General features: G+C 66.6%; 8 protein-coding genes. 2 read left to right on the forward strand and 6 right to left on the reverse strand.

The window, feature by feature from the left end:
* Positions 1 to 81: 81 nt before the first annotated feature.
* The 6 genes from VFQ05_01770 to VFQ05_01795 form a co-directional block, all read right to left on the reverse strand.
* Positions 82 to 2,760, reverse strand: coding sequence for a T9SS type A sorting domain-containing protein (locus VFQ05_01770; protein ID HET9325478.1), 2,679 nt, complete (start codon positions 2,758 to 2,760; stop codon positions 82 to 84).
* A gap of 93 nt (positions 2,761 to 2,853) precedes the next feature.
* Positions 2,854 to 5,586, reverse strand: a complete 2,733-nt coding sequence (locus VFQ05_01775; GenBank protein HET9325479.1) for a T9SS type A sorting domain-containing protein — start codon at positions 5,584 to 5,586, stop codon at positions 2,854 to 2,856.
* 123 nt (positions 5,587 to 5,709) lie between these two features.
* Positions 5,710 to 9,747, reverse strand: a complete 4,038-nt coding sequence (locus tag VFQ05_01780; protein ID HET9325480.1) for an ATP-binding protein — start codon at positions 9,745 to 9,747, stop codon at positions 5,710 to 5,712.
* A 195-nt stretch (positions 9,748 to 9,942) separates the two neighbouring features.
* A complete protein-coding gene (locus VFQ05_01785; protein HET9325481.1) occupies positions 9,943 to 10,560 on the reverse strand; it encodes a hypothetical protein in 618 nt (205 codons plus the stop codon).
* On the reverse strand, positions 10,557 to 12,263 hold the full coding sequence (locus tag VFQ05_01790; GenBank protein HET9325482.1) for a PASTA domain-containing protein: 1,707 nt from the start codon (positions 12,261 to 12,263) through the stop codon (positions 10,557 to 10,559). The genes VFQ05_01785 and VFQ05_01790 overlap by 4 nt, the downstream gene beginning before the upstream one ends.
* Positions 12,264 to 12,545: 282 nt before the next feature.
* A complete protein-coding gene (locus VFQ05_01795; protein HET9325483.1) occupies positions 12,546 to 14,693 on the reverse strand; it encodes a M3 family metallopeptidase in 2,148 nt (715 codons plus the stop codon).
* A 252-nt stretch (positions 14,694 to 14,945) separates the two neighbouring features.
* Between VFQ05_01795 and VFQ05_01800 the strand changes: the two genes are divergently transcribed.
* Positions 14,946 to 15,383, forward strand: coding sequence for a CBS domain-containing protein (locus VFQ05_01800; protein HET9325484.1), 438 nt, complete (start codon positions 14,946 to 14,948; stop codon positions 15,381 to 15,383).
* 106 nt (positions 15,384 to 15,489) lie between these two features.
* Positions 15,490 to 16,809, forward strand: coding sequence for a Dyp-type peroxidase (locus VFQ05_01805; protein HET9325485.1), 1,320 nt, complete (start codon positions 15,490 to 15,492; stop codon positions 16,807 to 16,809).
* The last annotated feature ends 6 nt before the right edge of the window (positions 16,810 to 16,815 follow it).

Below are 16,815 nucleotides of genomic sequence, written 5' to 3' on the forward strand. Positions count from 1 at the left end.
ACAGTCACGGCAGAACTCCTGTGGGTGCGGGCATGAGGGAACATCGATCGGTGGAAGGATGCAGGCGCGGAGGCATGAGCGTCAGTTCAGAAGAGTCGTCCGGACGATGCGCTGGTTCGCACCCTGGGTGAGCCGCACGAAGTAAACCCCGGGCTTCAGTCGCCGACTTTCGACGAGGTCGATCGAGTGGCGGCCAGCGCCCAGGGCTCCCACGGCGCGCTCGGTCACGCGGCGTCCCGCGATATCGAGTAGCTCGAGCGTGGCAGCATTCCCGGACGACAGCGCGAAGTGCACCATCAGCCGACCGCCGATCGCAGGGTTCGGACGCGTGCCCTCGAGCCCGAATGCGACCGGCGGGACTGCCGGCACGTCGGTCGTCTGGCTTGGACCGAGCACCGCGAACACGCTCTCGTTGCCGTTGAAATCGACGGCCGAGAGCTTGTACCAGCTGCCCGCCGCACCCGAGTCGACGTAGCCGGTATCCGTCGTGGCGGTGACGAAGGTCCCGGGCCCCGGCGCGAAGCTGGAGCTCGATCCGCGATAGAGCCGGAAGCTGGCGAAGTCGCTGGCCGGGCTCACGCCCCAGTGGAGATGGGTCGCTCCCGAGGTGTACGCGCCCACGAACGGGGCCGGCGCAGGCGGCGAGAGATTGTCGATCGAGAAACCGTGATCGATCCCGGAGTCATAGAAGGTGAAGGGATCAGAGGTCACGGCGCGGACCATGAACGCCGTGTAGTAGAGGCTCGACCCGTTCGCGTTGGCGAGGGTCGGGACCACCGGGTTGTATTCCGCGTCCCCGTGGGCCGCGAACGAGGTGACGTACGTCCAGCCGGCGAGCTGAATCGCCATGGGTTGCGCGGACTGGGCCGCGGCCCCGGGAAGCGCATCGTTGCGGCGGTAGACCTCGTAGCGGGTGATCGTGACTCCCGCGCCGGGGGAATCCGCGGAGCCGCGCAGCACTCGCAACTGCACCTGCTTTCCCTGGTCGTTGCCGGCGTCGGAGACGAGGGCGATCGACGGAGGACTCACGAACTTCTGGATTCGCGCATTTCCTGCGTCACACACGAGGACGTTACCCCCAGCGTCGACGGCGATCCCACCGGGGACGTCGAACTGCCCATTGCCGCTTCCGAACCCGCCCCACTGGGTGAGGTAGGTACCGTTGGAGGTGAATTTCTGGACCCGGTTGTTGTTCAACTCCTCGACGTAGACATTCCCAGCGGCGTCGGTGGCGATGCCGCGTGGCGTGCTGAACTGCCCGTTCCCGCTTCCGAACCCGCCCCACTGCGTCACATAGACGCCGTTGGACGTGAACCTCTGGATCCGTTGGTTTCCCTGATCAGCGACGTAAACATTCCCGGCAGCGTCGGTGGCAATTCCGAAGGGGTTCTCGAACTGCCCGTTGCCGCTTCCGAGCCCGCCCCACTGCGCCACATAGACGCCGTTGGAGGTGAACTTCTGGATCCGATGGTTTTCACTCTCGCATACGTAAACGTTCCCCACGGCGTCGACGGCGATCCCGAGGGGGGTATTGAACTGCCCACTTCCGCTGCCGAACGAGCCCCACTTCGCCAGGTAGGTGCCGTTGGATGTGAACTTCTGCACGCGATGGTTCCCCTGGTCCAGGACGTAGACGTTGCCGGCGACATCGATCGCAACACCTCGCGCGAGATTGAACTGTCCGTTCCCGCTGCCGGGCGCGCCCCACTGCGTAACGTAGACCCCGGTGGGGGTGAACTTCTGGATCCGATTGAGGAGCGCGTCCGCGACGTAGACATTCCCGGCGGCGTCGGTAGCGGGTCCGAAGGGTACGGAGAACTGGCCGTTGCCAGTTCCGTTCGTGCCCCATTTGAGCAGGAACTTCGCAGGGCCTCCGACCGACGCGGACAACGCCGCGCCAGCCCCGCTGAACTTCTGGATGCGATGGTTTTCGTAGTCGCCCACGTACACGTTCCCGGCGGCATCCACCGCGACGCCCCATGCACCGATGAACTGGCCGTCGCCGCTTCCCACGGAGCCCCACTGCGTGAGATACGCCCCGGTGGGATCGAACTTCTGCACGCGGTTGTTGTAGTAGTCGACGATGTAGAGATTGCCGACCGCGTCGAAGCCGATCTGCCCGGGGTAGTTGAACTGACCGTTGCCGGTTCCGAGCGATCCCCACTTCACCAGGAGGACCCCGGTGTTCGTGAACTTCTGGATCCGGTGGTTGTTCGAGTCCGAGACGTAGACGTTCCCCGAGGCATCCACCGCGATCCCTTCCGGAGTATTGAACTGTCCGTCCCCACTTCCGAACGAACCCCAATTCGAGATGAAGGCACCATTGCTGGAGAACTTCTGGACGCGGTGCCCGGCAGCCTCGCTCACATACACGTTCCCGACGACATCGACGGCGATTCCGATGGGCGAGATGAACTGGCCATTCCCCGTGCCCAAGGTGCCCCACTGCGCGATGTAGGCTCCGGAGCTGGTGAATCTTTGAACTCGATGGTTGAACTGATCGACGACGTAGACGCTTCCATCCGAACCAACGGCGATACCCGCGGGGTGATTGAGCTCGCCGTTCCCCGGTCCAAGCGATCCCCACTGGGCGATCCAGTTCCCCAGGGGGTCGAACTTCTGGACTCGCGCGTTCAGGTATTCGGTGACGTAAACGTTGCCCTGGGAATCGACCGCGATGGCATACGGCTGGTTGAATTGCCCGGGCGCGCTGCCCTGATTCCCCCACTTGAGCAGGAAGGTCGGCGTCGTCGGAGCCATGGAGGCACTCGCCGCCCTCGGAGCAAGGCAAGGTGCGAGCAGCACGGTGAGGACGGCGAGCACCAACGGTTGCATTCGCATCGGGAGGCTCCTTTAGTTCAGAACCGTGGTGCGAACGATGCGCTGGTTCGCGCCCTGCGTGAGCCGCACGAAATACAGACCGGGCTTGAGGCGCCGGCCCTCGCCGAGCTCGATCGAGTGGCGTCCGGCGCCCAGAGCTCCGACCGTACGCTCGGTCACGCGGCGTCCCGACACGTCGAGCAGCTCGAGCGTCGCGGCTTCGCCGGTCGGCAGCGCGAAGTGCACCATCAGCCGGCCACCGATCGCTGGATTCGGGCGCGTGCCTTCGAGTGCGAACGCGACCGCAGGAGCCGCGGGCACGTCGGTCGTCTGATTCGGGCCCGCCAGCGCGAACCCGCTCTCGTTGCCGTCCAAGTCGACCGCGGAGATCTTGTAATAGCTCCCCGCGGCACCCGGATCCGTATAGCCGGTTTCGGAAGTCTCCGCGACCAGGCTCGAGGGGCCAGGCAGGAAGCTGGCGCTCGATCCACGATAGAGCCGGAAGCTGGCGAAGTCGGGCTCGGGGCTCACGCCCCAGCTGAGATGCGTCGCGCCCGAGGCGTACGCGGCCAGGAACTGCGACGGCGCGGGCGGCGAGAGATTATCGATGGAGAAACCGTTGTCGATCTCCGAGTCGTAGAAGGTGAAGGGATCCGCGGTCACCGCGCGCACCATCAGCGCCGTGTAGTAGAGGCTCGACGCGTTCGAGTTGGCGAGCGTCGGGGCCACCACGTTGTATTCCGATTCCCCGTGAGCAGGGAACGAGGTGACGTACGTCCAACCGGCAAGCTGTACCGCTTCCGTGGACTGGATCGCGGCCCCGGGAAGCGGATCGTTGCGGCGGTAGACCTCGTAGCCGGTGATCGTGACTCCGGCGCCCGGAGAATCCGCGGAGCCGCGCAGCACCCGCAGCTGCACCTGCTTGCCCTGGTCGTTGCCGATGTCGGAGACGATGGCGATCGAGGGCGGCGCAGCGAACTTCTGCACACGACCGTCCAGAACATAGACGTTGCCGCCGGCGTCGGTGCCGACAGCGGTGGGATAATCGAACTGCCCGTTGCCGCTTCCGAGCCCGCCCCACTGCGCCAGATAGGCGCCGTTGGCGGTGAACTTCTGGATCCGGTTGTTGTTTCCGTCGGAGACGTACACGTTGCCGGCGGCGTCGACGGCGACACCCGTGGGCTCATCGAACTGACCGCTGCCACTCCCCTGCGCGCCCCACTGCGTCAGGTAGATACCGGTGCCAGTGAACTTCTGGATGCGGTAGTTGCCCTCGTCCACGACGTAGACGTTCCCCGAGACGTCAATGGCGATCCCGAACGGCCACAAGAACTGCCCGATCCCACTGCCGGACAAGCCCCACTGCGTCAGGTAGAGACCGTTGGAGGTGAACTTCTGGATGCGATTGTTTCCCGAGTCGACGACGTAGACGTTGCCCGCGGCGTCGGTGGTAACAGCCTCGGGATAGCTGAATTGCCCGTTGCCGTTACCGCTCCCGCCCCACTGCGTGAGGTAGGCGCCGTTGGCGGTGAACTTCTGGAGACGGTTGCTGTTCACCTCGACGACGTAGACGTTGCCCGCGGCGTCGGTGGCGACACCGTTGGGATAGTTGAACTGCCCGTTGCCGTTTCCGAGCACGCCCCACTGCATGAGGTAGGTGCCGTTCGAAGCAAACTTCTGGATGCGGTTGTTGTTCGCGTCGGCGACGTAGACGTTGCCGGAGGCGTCGGTTGCCACCGCCCCGGGAGCGCTGAACTGCCCGTTGCCACTCCCGGTTCCACCCCAGCCGAGCAGGAACTTCGGCGACGCCATGGACAGGGCCGCGCCCGCGCCGCTGAACTTCTGGATGCGGCTGGTGTTGTAGTCGGCGACGTACAGATTGCCCGCAGCGTCCACTGCCACGTCGATCGCCTGGATGAACTGGCCGTCTCCGGCCCCCGTCGAGCCCAACTGGGTCAGGTACGTGCCGTCGGCGCTGAATTTCTGGACACGATTGGTGCCGTCGACGACGTACACGTTGCCCGCCGCATCCACACCCACCCCACTCGGACCGTTGAACTGCCCGTTTCCGCTGCCTGACGTTCCAAACTGGGTGAGAAAGACACCGGTGCTGCTGAACTTCTGCACGCGGTGGTTGAAAAAGTCGGTGACGTAGACGTCGCCGGCGGGGCTCAGTCCGATCCCCTGGGGATTGTTGAACTGTCCGTTGCCAGAGCCGGTGCTGCCCCACTGCGCGAGGTAGGATCCGGTTTCAGTGAACTTCTGGACGCGGTGGTTTCCATAGTCCACGACGTACACGTTGCCGCTTCGATCCACCGTGATTCCCAACGGAACATCGAACTGTCCGTTGCCGGCGCCGAAGCCCCCCCACTGGCCGATGTACGCGCCGGCGCTGGTGAACCTCTGGATGCGGCTGTTGTAGAAGTCCGAAACGTAGACGTCACCGCTGGGGGCAACTGCAACGTAGGTCGGACCGCTGAACTGGCCATCCCCAGACCCCCCAGAGCCCCACTGGGTGATGAAGTTCCCCAGCCTGTCGAACTTCTGGATGCGGTTGTTGCCCGAGTCGACGACGTAGACGTTGCCGAGCGCGTCGGTGGTCACGCCCCAGGGACCGCTGAACTGACCTGCCTGCCCGCCGGAGTTCCCCCACTTGAGCGCGAAGGTTGGCGTGGTTGGGGCGGCGGAGGCACTCGCCGCGCTGGGCCCTAGGCAACGAGCGATCAGGGCGACGAGAACAGCGAAGACCAAGAGCAAAGTGCGCATGAGAGGCGGGCTCCAATGGGGGCGGGCCATGAGTGAACGTCGAACGCACGGAAGGATCGGGGCGCAGCGAAGGCGCCCGTGAGCGTGAGCGTCCGCGCCGACTTGCCTGAGCGTCCGGGAGCGCTAAGTCGTTGCGGAGGAAAGGCCGGCGGGGGTGCGATCACCGCGTCGCCAGGCCGAAGGAGTGACCTGGAAGCGCTCGCGGAAGCGGTTGGTGAAGTGCGACACGCTACGGAAGCCGACCGCGTAGGCCACCTCGCCGACGTTGCCTTCTGCGCTGGCGAGCAGCTCGGCGGCGCGCTCCAGCCTTCGCTCCATCAACAGCTCCATGGGGGTGCGGCCGAGCAACTCGCGGGTGCGCTGGAAGAGCAGAGTACGGCCCATCCCCATGCTCTCGGCGAGGGGGTCGACTCCGAAGTCCTCTTCGCCCATCCGCGACTCGATGACCTCGCGGATGCGGCGCATGAAGGCGGTGTCGACGATCGCGGTGGAGCCCGGCGTTTCCGCTGCGCCGGCGGATGTCGCCGGAGCCTCGGACGTAGCGGCCCCCACGTCCCCCGCCACCGCCGCCGACCCGTAGACCGCCGCCGCCGCCGCCGCGCGTGCCAGGTGCTCGCGAAGCCGGCGGCGTCCCTGGAGCATGCGGGCGATGCGCGCGAGCAACTCGCGGACCTCGAACGGCTTGGTCACGTAGTCGTCGGCCCCGCCCTCGAGGCCGCTCACCCGGCTCTGGGTCTCGGCCGCCGCGGACAGGAGGATGAGCGGGACGAACTCGAGCTCAGGATCGCCACGCACCGCGCGACAGAGCGCGAGCCCATCCATCACCGGCATCGCGAGATCGCTCACGACCAGGTCGGGCACCGATTCGCGCATCCGCGCGATCGCCTGTTCGCCGTCGGCGGCTTCGACGACGCGGTAATGCCGGCGCAGCTGGCGCGCCACGTAGGCGCGCACGTCCGGGTGGTCGTCGACGACCAGCACGAGCGGCGCATCGCCGGAATCGGGCTGAGCCGTGGCCGCGAGCGTCTCGTTGGGCGCCAGGCGGATCTCGTCGGCGAGCGCCGCGGCGACCCCCGGGTCGAGGGCGACGCCGTCGTCTCCCGGCGCCTGCGCGCTCGCTTCGAGCAGCGGCAATCGCACGGTGAACGTCGCGCCGTGGCCTTCGCGCGATTCCACCGTGAGCGCCCCACCATGCTGTTCGACCATGTCGTGCGCCAGCGCGAGCCCGAGACCGGTGCCGGGCTGGACCCGCGTGACCGATCGCTCCGAGCGATAGAAGTGCTTGAAGATGTGCGGCAGATCCTCGGCCGCGATTCCCGGGCCGTCATCGACGACCGCGATCTCCACGGCTCCCGCGGAGGTTCCATCGTCGACCCGCCCGGCTCGCCACAGCACGTGCCCGCCCTCGGGGGTGAACTTGAAGGCATTGCCGAGCAGGTTGGCGAACACCTTCTCGATCGCCGGTGGATCGAACGAGGCGATCAGCGGGTGCTCGGGGAACCGGCGCTCGAACGCGATGCGCTTGCGCTCGGCGAGCGGCGCGAAGGCTTGAGCGAGCTCGGTGAGGAACGCGCCGAGATCCCCCGGCACGCGCTCCAGCCGCAGCTCGCCCGCTTCGGCGCGCGCGGCGTCGAGCAGCTGGTCCACCAGGCGCTGCAGGCGCGCGGCGCTGTCGAGCGCGATGCGCACCTGATCGCGCGCATCCTCGCGAAGCTCGCCGTGCTCGCCGCGGGTCACGTCCGAGAGCGGCCCCTGGATCAGGGTGAGCGGCGTGCGGAACTCGTGACTGACGCTGGCGAAGAACCGCGAGCGTGCGCGGTCGAGCACCTCGAGCCGCCGCGCCTGAGCCTCCACGGTGGTGAGCGCGGTCTCGATGCGCGACTTCGCCTCGACCACTTCGACGGTGCGCTGGTCCACGGCACGCTGCAGCGCCGCCGCGCTCGCGACCAGCCGCGACGAGCGCCAGCGCCACGCCCAGGCGATCGCCGCGGCCACCACGATCAGCCCGAGCACTTGAACCGGAAGTCGCTCCCACAGCCACGGCTGGACGTCGAGCATGACCACTGCCGGGGCGGCGCTCGCAACCCCGTCGCCGTTGATGGCTTCGACGCGGAACCGTCGGCGGCCGGGCGGCACGTTGGTGTACGTCGCGACTCGCGCGTCGCCGGCGTCGATCCAGTCCTGGTCCACGCCGTCGAGCCGGTAGCGGAACCGCAGCTGCTCGGGAGCGCGCAGATCGATGCCGGTGTAGCGCACCTCGAAGCGTCTCTGTTGGGGCGAGAGCCTGATACCGCTCGGGGTCAGAGGAACCACACGATTGCCTGCGCGCAGCTCCTCGACGACAGCGGAGGGAGGCGTAGCGGTTGAGCCGCGTGTGATCCGCGGGTCCACCACGGCCATGCCGTCGAAGGTTCCGAACCACAGCCGACCGTCACGCGAGCGGTAGCCGGGAAATCCGGTGCCTTCGGGGTTGCGCAGACCGGCGTCGCGTCCGTAGCTCGCCGCGACCACGCGGGCGCGCCGCCCGTCGAGAACGTCGTTCGCCTGCGCGCGCGCGATGCGCTGGATGCCGGCATTGCCGCCGAGCCACAGATTTCCGTCGTCGTCTTCGAGCACGGTGGAGACCACGTCCTCGATCAGTCCGTGGCGCCGGTCGAGGGTCGCGAACTTGCCATCGCGGTAGCGCGTCAATCCACCGCCATAGGTGCCAATCCACAGCGTCCCGTCACCGTCCTCGTGGAGCTGCCGCAGGTGATCGGTCGGCAATCCATCGCGGCGGCTGAAATGCTGCGTATCCCCGGGCGCCAGGCGCCAAAGCCCTGTGGTCGTCGAGACCCACAGCCGGCCTGCGTGGTCGAACAGCGCATGACGCGCAACGGGAGCTCCGGGCAAGATTCGGCGCTCCGCCGGCTGACCCGGGGCGGCGGAGATGTAGCGACCGCCTTCATCATCCACGACCGCCGCGCTCAAGGGATGAAACGGATCCTCCACAATATCCGGCGGGTATCGAGGCAGGGCGTTCACAATGCCGCCACGCCCGCTGGAGTCTCGCAACTCCATTCGATATCCGCCCGCGGGGCCGAAGCTCGTGCGCGCGGATCCGTAACGACGGCGATCGACCTCGGGAGTGGAAACGAACCGCAGCTCATCTCCATCCAACTGCCACGCGCGACCGAGCCCGTCCCAAAGGAGGATCCCGCCTGTTCGCTCCTCGATCGCGGATTGGAACGGTACCGGTGCCTCGGTACCGGGAGGCCGCAGCAGCACCAACGGACTGCGCGCGATGCGGAACAGTCCCTGCTGCCAGGAACCCAGCCAGAGGTTTTCCTGCCGATCGAAGGACAGCTTGCCCCGCGTCGTCGTGAGTCCCAGCGAGAGCGTTCCCGTGAGTCGGCCCGTGGTCGGGTCGCGTACGGCGAGCCCGTCACCCGCGAGGCTCCACAACTGACCCTGGCGGTCGATGCACTGGAAGTTTTCTGGCGCTGCGCCAGGGAGGAGCGCGATACGACGCATCCGGGTGTCGAGTAGCTCGGCGTCCGCACCGCGCTGTCGCACGAACCGCGCCTCGCTGTTGCGGTGATCCACGATCCAGTGGTCGCCGAACTGGCCCGGAGGACCGATCGGCACCAGGCGGTCACCCGAGAGCCGGGCGGGCGCGTAACCGCTGGACGTGAGCCACACGCTGCCGCGCGCATCGAGCACCGGCGTGGTGGTGAACTCATTGGGCGCCAGCTCGAAGGGGCGAATCCGCTCGCCGCGCAGCCAGTAGTGCCAAACGCTCGCACCGAGAATGCTGCCATCCGGCAGCGCCAGCAGCGCGGTGGCCTCCCGAGAGCTGCCGGTTGGAAACCGGGCAAAGGCGCGGCCGTCCCAGCGCAGCAGGTTGCCGTCCTCGGAAGAGATCCACAGCGTGCCTGCCCGGTCGGTGGTGAGCCCCTGGAATCGATTGGTCGGCAGACCGTGCGCCAGACCGAAGACCTCGAAACGCACGCCGTCGAACCGCGCGAGCCCTCCCGTCGTGGAGAGCCACAAGTAGCCATCGGGGGTCTGCGCAATGTCCTGCACCGTGGAGGTGGGCAGCCCGTCCTCGATCGTCCACGCCCGTACCGCGTAGGGGAGGCTCGCTGCTCGACCCAGTGAAGGGGCGGCGAGTATGAGCAAGAGTGCGATGCTCGAGAGCGTGACGTTGGGGCCGGACCACCCTTGGGTGCGGGATCTGCTCACCCCGGCAAGGTAGTCGAGTCGAGCCCGGTTCCGAAGGCACCGTGCGACCGGGCGCAGCGCCCACCCATCGTGGAACGGTGACTCCTCCGGATCCTGGTCTACTTCCGAAGCCGCCGAGGGCGCTCAGCCGGCTCACACCGGCAGCTTTTCGGCCTCCGGCGCCTCGGCGCCCGAGTAAAGCGTTGGAATGTTGAATCCGTTGGGGAACTCGAGCACCCCGGGCAGGTCGACTTCGGGGAAGCTCTGGCCCACGATCTGTTGGTCGTCGAGCTTGAGCGTCACCTCGCCGCCGCACCGGCCGCTGCTGGCGCTCATGATACGGCCGTTCTGAATCCAGAGGATGATGGCCTTGATGTTGGCCTTCACCTCGAGGTTGAACTTGAGCGTGCCGCGGCCGACGCCTTCGACCGTAACCACGACCTCGGGGTGAAAGGTGACCGACATGCTGTGATCCGCGATCGACACCATGTACTTCGCGCCGTCCGAGCGCTTGGGCTCGGTCGCGAACTCAGCGAGCGTGCGGTACTTCCCCCAACCCTCGACCAGCACCTGGATGAAATCGACGTCGAGGATCTCGAGAACGGCGGCCCGCGCCCTCCCTCCGATCACCTGCCACACGCCAAGGTTCCTCGAGCCGGGGAGCTGTTTGCGGATCGCGTCGCCTTGTTTGCGCTCCAAAGCCTGCGGCAAGCCGCGAATGGTCAACTCGCCGCCGCGCTGGAGCAGGACTCGAAGACTCGACTTCTTCATGACTCCCTCCTCCACCTCACCTCGGGGTCCGGCGGCTCGACATCGCGCGCCTCGACCGGGCCGGGCGTCGCGATGGCGAGGGCCCATACCGGTCGGCCTGGGACGGCGCCGTGTAGCGACGCGTCGCCGATCCACGGCTGCAGCCTGACGTGGAACGCGGGGATGGGCAGCCGCTGGATCAGCTTTGCAGCGAACGGCAAGCCAATCGCTCCGCCCAGCACCAGCGCGGTGAGCAACGCGGTCAGATCGCGATGCACCGTGATCGGGAACGTGCTCGCCCGGACCAACTCACCGTCCGCGGCCCGCACCAGCGCGGTGACCTCGTAGCGATTCGGCTCGGCGTAGGCGTGCTTGACGCGCGGCGTCTCGATCCATCCGGTGTTCCGGTGGTCGCCGAAGTCGATCCAGTAGCTCAGCCCGGCTTCCGTAGGCGTGACGTCGACACCCATCGTGACCGAGTCTCCGGCCGTCGCGTCGCTGTCGGCCGCCCACACGCGGGCGATGAGGGTGCGATCGACGAACACCAGGTCGACATGTGTTCCGCGCTCGACCTGCTCTCCCGGCGCGGGGTCCTGCCGGCTGACGCGCGCCCTCTTCCGCTGGAAGGAGGTGGGAGTCAGATCACCGACGTCGAGGCCGAACGGCTTGAGCCTGGCCTTTGCCTCGCTGAGGAGCAGGCCGCGCAGCGAAGGAACCTCGATCAGAGCTGGCCTCGACAGCACGATCGCCACGGGAATGCCTCTCATGTACTGCGTCTCGGCAGCCGGCTCCTGCGAGAGCACGAGCCCCTCGGGCCCCTCCGAAGGGCGGAGGTCCACCTCGCCGAGCGAGAAGCCCGCAGCCCCGAGCCGGGTTTCGGCGTCGCTGCGCGACAGACCGGTCACGTCGGGCACCACAAGTGCCGCCGCAGCCAGCACGTAGGCGACTGTAGTCGCCGACTTCACCGGCCTTCCCGGCTCCGGCTCCTGGCGGACCACGGTCCCCGGAGTGCGGCTCGAGACCTCGGTGGTTACCGGGCCGACGGTCAATCCTGCCTTCTGGATCATCACGTTGGCGTCACCGGAGGTTCGGCCGATCAACTTGGGAACCCGGACGTCGATCACCACCGGCCCGTCCTTCGTCTGCGGCCCGGAGGAGAGGGAGACGGCGACGCTCGAGCGGATCGGCACCGTTCTGCCGGGCCCCGGACTCTGGCGCACGACCGTGCCCGCGGTCTGGTCGTTCTGGTCCGTCGACGTGCTACCCAGGGCGAGCCCGACCGCCTGCAGGCGCTGCGCCGCGTCGCTCTGGCTCATGCTCATCAGGTCGGGGACCTGGACCCGGACCGGATTGCAGTCGGTAGTCAGCTCGAGGTGGACCGTACCGCCCGCGTTGAGCTTGGTGCCCGGCGCCGGCCTTTGCGCCGACACGCAGCTCAACTCGGTCGCCGGCGAAATCACCACGTCCGACTTGAGCCCGGCCTTCTCCAGACTCGTGTTGGCTTCGCTGATCCAGATGCCCATCACGTCGGGCACTGTGCGGGTCTGCAGGTTCACGAAGCGCGTCTGCTGGGTCGTTGGCTTCGCGAGCTGTGCGCCCTGGACGTTGGGCTTGGCGATCTGCGTGCTGGTCTGCGCCGGCGCGCCGGCGGGCGACAGGGATAGCAACGACAGCACCATCACCAGAGCGGGGCGGCGACACGTCGCGGTACGTACGAAACGCATTGGCTTGGTCTCCGATCGGTACAGGCGAAACATCCGAACGCTCGGACACCTACCTTGAACGCATGGATACTCCCAAACGCACGCGATCTCCTCCAATCCACGATATGAAGGCGGCACTTGGAATAGTGGAACGGCGGCCCTGCCCTGTGTTCAACAGTCCCGGCTGGCCGTCCCCAAGATTTGGCTTGGACAAAGAAGGGGCGGGGGTCCCCATGTGGTCCGCTGGGATGGCTAGGATGGACGCGGCAGAAGTACGTCCGATCACCCGATCGGCCCGTCGGGTTAGGTGACCGGGAAGCCGCGGTCGCGCATCAGCGCGTTGGTGTCGACGTCGCGGCCGCGGAAGCGGCGGAAGGCGACGTCCGGCGCGATGGAGTTGCCGACGCTGAAGATCGTCTCGCGCAGACGATCGCAGGTCGCCTTGTCGTAGAAGCCTCCCGCCTGGACGAACGCTTCGGCGGCGTCGGACGACATGGTGTCCGCCCAGATGTAGACGTAGTAGCCGGCCGAGTATCCGTCCCCCGAGAAGATGTGTCCGAACGCGGTCGGACGATGCCGCATGACGACCTCCCTGGGGCAGGCCAGCTCGGACATCGTCGTCTTCTCGAACTCACCGGCATCGATCGCCACCTTGGGGTCCGTGATCATGTGGAGCTTCATGTCGTAGAGCGCCGACGCCAGGTACTCGACCGTCTTGAACCCCTGGTTGAAGGTCTTGGCCTTCTTGATCTTGTCCACCAAGGTCTTGGGGATCGGCTGACCCGTCTTGGGATGGAGCGCGAACTGGTTCAGGAACTCCTCGGTCAACAGCCAGCGCTCGTTCACCTGGCTGGGGAACTCCACGAAGTCGCGCTTGACGTTGGTGCCCGCCAGTGTTGGATAGGTGACGTTCGAGAGCAACCCATGCAACGCGTGACCGAACTCGTGGAACATCGTTCCCGCGTCGTCCCATGAGATGAGCACCGGGTCGCCCGGCTTGACGGGGATGAAGTTCGAATTGTTCGAGACGATGGGCGTGGTCGCTTCGCGAAAGCGCTCCTGCGTGCGGTACTCGCTCATCCAGGCGCCCGAGCTCTTGCCGGATCGGGCGTAAGGATCGAAGTACCATAGCCCGACGCGCTGGCCGTCGCGCCTCACCTCGTAGACGCTGACGTCGCGGTGATACACGGGAACGTCGTCGAGCTTGGCGAACTGCAGGCCATAGACTCGTCCAGCCGCCCAGAACATTCCGTCGCGGATCCTATCGAGCTGGAGGTACTGCTTCACTTCGTCCTCGTCGACGTCATACCTCGACTTGCGCACCTTCTCGGCGTAGAAGCGGTAGTCCCACGGCTCGATGGTGATCTTGGCGCCGCCCTCGGCGTCGGCCAGCTTCTGCATGTCCGCGACTTCCTCGTGGACGCGCGCGACCGCCGACTTCCACACCCTCGTCATCAGGTCCATGGCCGCTTCCGGCGTCTTGGCCATGTTGTCCGCGACGATCCAGTGCGCGTGACTGGGGTAGCCCAGCAGTTGCGCTCGCTGCGTGCGCAGCTTGACGATCTCGGTAATGGTCGTCCGGTTGTTGTGCTTGTTGTCGTTGTCGCCTCGCCGAGTCCACATGCGCCAGGCCTTTTCCCGAAGATCGCGGCGCGTGGAAAAGGTCAGGAATGGCTCCACCGAGGACCTCGTGTTGATGAGCAGCCACTTTCCCTTCTGGCCCTGTGCTTCGGCCGCAGCGGCCGCAGAGGCGCGGAGGTCGCTGGGCAATCCCGCCAGGTCCTCCTCTCGCTCGAGGACCATCGTGATCTTTTCCTCGTCGGCAAGCTGGTTCTGGCTGAACGTGGTGAACAACGTCGCCAGCTTGCGATTGATCTTGCGCAGCTCCTCTTTCTTCGCCGGGTCGAGCTTGGCGCCTCTTCGCGCGAACCGGTTGTAGTAAACCTCGGTCAGGCGCTGCTGCTCTTCGGCCAGTCCCGACTTGGCGCGCGCCTCGTAGACCGCCTGAATGCGCCTGAAGAGCGCGGCGTTCTGAGTGATCTCGTCATCCAGGGCCGCAAGAACCGGCGCCATTTCGGCCTCCACGGCCTGCATGGCCTTGTCGTTCATCGTCGAGGTGTAGAGCTGGTAGAACGTCTGCGCCCTTCCCAGCGGGCGTCCCGCGTCCTCGAAGCTCGCGATGGTGTTCTCGAAGGTCGGAGCGGCCTTGTTGGCGGTGATGACCTCGATCTCGGAGCGCAGGAGGCTCATACCCTTCAGCAACCCGGGCTTGATGTCCGTGGCCTTGACCTTGTCGAAGGGCGGGATGCCGCCGTGCGGTCCACCCCATTTGGTCAGCAGGGGCTCGAGAGGAGATGTCGTCTTGGCCAGGACCTGCTCCAGTGCCGCAACCGGGGTGCCGCTCAGCGCCGCCAGCGCGGCGGCCCCTCTCAGGAAGGCTCTTCTCTTCACGGCAGTCTGCTCCGGGGGACCCAGGCGGGGAATTGCTGTCTCGAGGGCGGCGAGGATACCAGCGTGGATGCTCGTTGTCCCCCCGCATGGGTGCCACTTCCCCAACGGATGACGTCGTCACTTCGGCCGGAGAAGCGACCTTTTGATCCATTCCAATGCTCGCCCCGGATTCCCTTCCGCAGTAATCTCCTGGGGCGCCCTTCTCCCGACAGGGAAACCACCTCCAGAGCCGGGCCAAGACCGGAGGTACCCATGGCGACGGTGCACAGCATCCTCTCGCGCAAGGGCCGTTTGGTCGTAACCATCGACGCCGATCAGAGCGTGCTGGCGGCGGCGAACAAGATGAACGAGCGCGCGATCGGCGGCCTCGTGGTGATCGAGGACGGCCGCATGATCGGCATCGTCACCGAGCGCGACATCATGCGCCGCGTGGTGGCCGCGGAGCGCAATCCCGCGCTCACTCCCGTGCGCGAGGTGATGACGGCGCCGGTGGCGTGCTGCAAACCCGAGACGTCTCTGCTCGAATGCCGCACGGTCATGACCGAAAGACGCATCCGGCATCTGCCGGTGGTCGACGAGCAAGGCCTGCGCGGCATCGTGACGATTGGCGACCTCATGGCGCAGGAAGTCGGCGAGCATCAGGCGACCGTCGAGTACTTGAGCAGCTACATCTTCGGCACCAACCGCTGAGTCCGTAGACCGATCTCGCGCGGCGCGATCGACTTGCTCACCGACGAGCCGAACGGCAATCTGCTCGCGGGGACGCCTGCCTCTTGACTTGGCACCGAGGCCATCCATGTCCGCGCTCGAGCTGGATGACATCCAGAATGGCGTGCTGCGTCCGCGGCCGACGCCGTACCACGCCATCTACCTGATCTTCCGCATCGACGACCGTCGAGGTGGACGGGAGATGATGCGCCGGCTGAGCGGCATGGTGGCGTCGGCGGCGAACCTCTCGAGCCCGGCCGGCGACGCGTGGGTGAGCGCGGCGCTCAGCTTCAAGGGTCTCGAGGCCCTCGGCGTGCCGCAGGCGTCGCTCGACAGCTTTCCCGCCGAGTTCCGGCAGGGAATGGCCGCGCGCGCCAGTCTGCTGGGCGACGTCGGCGACAGCGCTCCCGCGAAGTGGGAGAAGCCGCTCGGCACGCGGGACGTGCACGTCGTGGTCACGGTGCTGGCCCCGGACGCGGATCGTTTGAAGACTGTCCTGGATCACGCGCGACACGCTCACGAGAAGCTGGCGGGCGTTCGGCTCATCTGGCGGCAGGAGTGCCACGTCCTTCCCGGCGAGCGCGAGGCCTTCGGCTTCAGGGACGGCATCAGCCATCCCGCCATCGAGGGCAGCGGCCTGACCGGGTCCAATCCGCACGAGGCTCCGTTCAAGCCGGGCGAGTTCGTGCTGGGTTATCCGGACGAGATGAGCGAAACGCCTTCGATTCCGCAACCCGAGATCCTCGGGAGGAACGGAAGCTACATCGTGTTTCGCAAGCTACACCAGCGCGTAGCCGCCTTCCGACGGTATCTGAAGGAGAACGCTCCCAGTTCGGAAGCTGAAGAGCTGCTGGCCGCCAAGATGATGGGCCGGTGGAGGAGCGGCGCCCCGCTCGCGGTATGTCCGGTTCATGACGATCCTGCGCTCGGCGCCGATCCTGGCCGAAACAACGCCTTCCTCTTCAAGGACGACCCGATCGGTTACCACACTCCTCCGGGATCGCACGTCCGTCGCATGAACCCCCGCGACTCGCGCGTGGCGGGCATGGTTCGCATTCACCGGATGATCCGTCGCGGGACCTCTTACGGGCCGCCATTGCCCGATGGCGTTCTCGAGGACGACGGCGTGGATCGGGGGCTGTTGTTCGCGTTCGTGGGATGTCACCTGGGACGGCAATTCGAGTTCGTGCAGTCGGAGTGGATGAACGATGGCGCCTTCCATGGAGGAGGCTCCGAGAAGGACCCGGTGGCGGGAGCGGGCGGCGCCGGGGGTGTGTTCTACGTCCCCAAGCGTCCGATCCGGACGCAACTCAAAGGCCTGCCTCGATTCGTCGTCACGCGTGGAGGTGAGTACGGCTTCCTGCCCGGGCTGCGCGCCCTGAGGTGGCTGGGCGACCTCGAAGGCTGAGCGATC

It is taken from the genome of Candidatus Eisenbacteria bacterium (assembly GCA_035712145.1).
Lineage (GTDB): Bacteria > Eisenbacteria > RBG-16-71-46 > RBG-16-71-46 > RBG-16-71-46 > DASTBI01.